The 1,737-nt window shown below is 70.2% G+C and carries 2 protein-coding genes; both read left to right on the top strand.

What is annotated here, in order from left to right; translation table 11 throughout:
• Positions 1–86: 86 nt before the first annotated feature.
• Positions 87–311 (top strand): hypothetical protein, encoded by a 225-nt coding sequence (locus ACFWGJ_RS43535; protein ID WP_387334520.1) that lies wholly within the window; start codon positions 87–89, stop codon positions 309–311.
• A gap of 72 nt (positions 312–383) precedes the next feature.
• Entirely contained in the window at positions 384–1,586 is a 1,203-nt protein-coding gene (locus ACFWGJ_RS43530; protein ID WP_387334521.1) for a TerD family protein, read from the top strand.
• Positions 1,587–1,737: the final 151 nt, after the last annotated feature.

Below are 1,737 nucleotides of genomic sequence, written 5' to 3'. Positions count from 1 at the left end.
GCCCCCATGCGTGGATGGGAACGGGTAGGGGCGGCGGGGGCGAAAACCCTTCGTCGTGCCCCACCCCACGCCCCTACCATCGCCCCATGCCAAACCCACACGGCTTCACCTACACCCACCACCCCGCCACCACAACGGTCACGATCACCCACGGCACCCGCCCCGCCACCACCCTCCGCGGCCCAAGAGCCACCCAGTTCCTCGCGGAAGTGGAAAAGGGCGACCCCCAGCTCGTCATGGCCCGCTGGACGGGCAACTACAAGCACGGCAACGAACGAACCGCCCGCAACCACCCCCGCAACCGCCGCTGACCCGGTCGGCCGATTCCCCACTTGGTAAGGGAACGGCAAAGCCGGTCCGCTCGTTCACCCGGCATGACAGCTATGACCCCCGGCTCGAACATCCCTCTCCCCGTCACCCGCGTGACGGTGGACGTCGCCGCCCCGGTGCGGCTCGACGTATCGGGCCTGCTGCTCACCGCCGACGGCAAGGTGCGCTCCGACGACGACTTCATCTTCTACAACCAGCCGACCGGCCAGGGCGTGACGTACCGCTCCGGCGGCGGCAGCTCCCCCGACTCGATCACGGTCGACACGACAGCCGTGCCCCAGGGCATCGAGAAGATCGTCGTCACCGCGAGCCCGGACGCGGCGGGCCAGTCGTTCCAGGGCATCGAGCCGACGGCGACGATCCGCAACGCCGACGACGGCTCGGTCCTGGCCTCCTTCACCCCGCCCCAGCTCGGCACGGAGACGGCCCTGGTCATCGTCGAGGTCTACCTGCGCAACGGCACATGGAAGGCCCGCGCGGTCGGCCAGGGATACGCGAACGGCCTGGCGGGCATCGCCACGGACTTCGGCGTGACGGTGGAGGAACCGGCCGCCCCGGTGGCCACCCCGGCCCCCACCCTCCACCAGCCCCCGTCGGCACCCCCGGTCACCACACCGGCGGCCCCGCCCGTACCTCCGGCGCCCCCGGCGGCACCGCCCGCCCCCGCCCCGGGCACCGGCAAGATCAACCTCGACAAGGGCCGCGTCAGCCTCCAGAAGAACCAGACAGTCTCCCTCACCAAGGGCGGCACTCCCTTCCTCGCCCAGGTGAAGATGGGCCTGGGCTGGGAGCCGGCGTACCGGGGCAAGGACATCGACCTCGACGCCTCCGTGATCGCCTACGGCCCGCAGCGCAACCACATCGACAGCTGCTACTTCGGCAAGCTCTCGATCCTGAACGGCGCGATCAAGCACTCCGGCGACAATCTCACGGGCGAGGGCGGCGGCGACGACGAGGTGATCGTCGTGGACCTCGGCCGTATCCCCCAGGAGGTGACCGGCCTGGTCTTCACGGTGAACAGCTTCTCCGGCCAGAAGTTCACCGAGGTGGCGAAGGCCTACTGCCGCCTCCTGGACGCGGCCACCGGCGAGGAGCTGGTCCGCTTCGATCTCACCACCGCGGAGCCCCAGACCGGCGTGATGATGGCCAAGCTCATCAAGCAGTTCTCCGGCGAATGGGAAATGACGGCCCTCGGCAACTTCGTCAAGTCCCGCACGGTCCGCGGCATGGTCAAGCCCTCGGCCCAAGCCCTGTAGACAGCCACCACACCGGCCCCACCCCGCCGCAGCCGCCGACGCACCCGGGGGCGGGGCCGTGCCGGTGTGTCACGTTCGCAGCGTACGGCTCCCGCTGGCAACGCCCACCCCCGTGGAAACACAGGGCAGTGCGCACGGGAGGCTGCTAACG

It is taken from the genome of Streptomyces sp. NPDC060205 (assembly GCF_042728395.1).
Taxonomy (GTDB): Bacteria; Actinomycetota; Actinomycetes; order Streptomycetales; family Streptomycetaceae; genus Streptomyces.
This window is presented reverse-complemented; position numbering and strand designations above follow the sequence as displayed.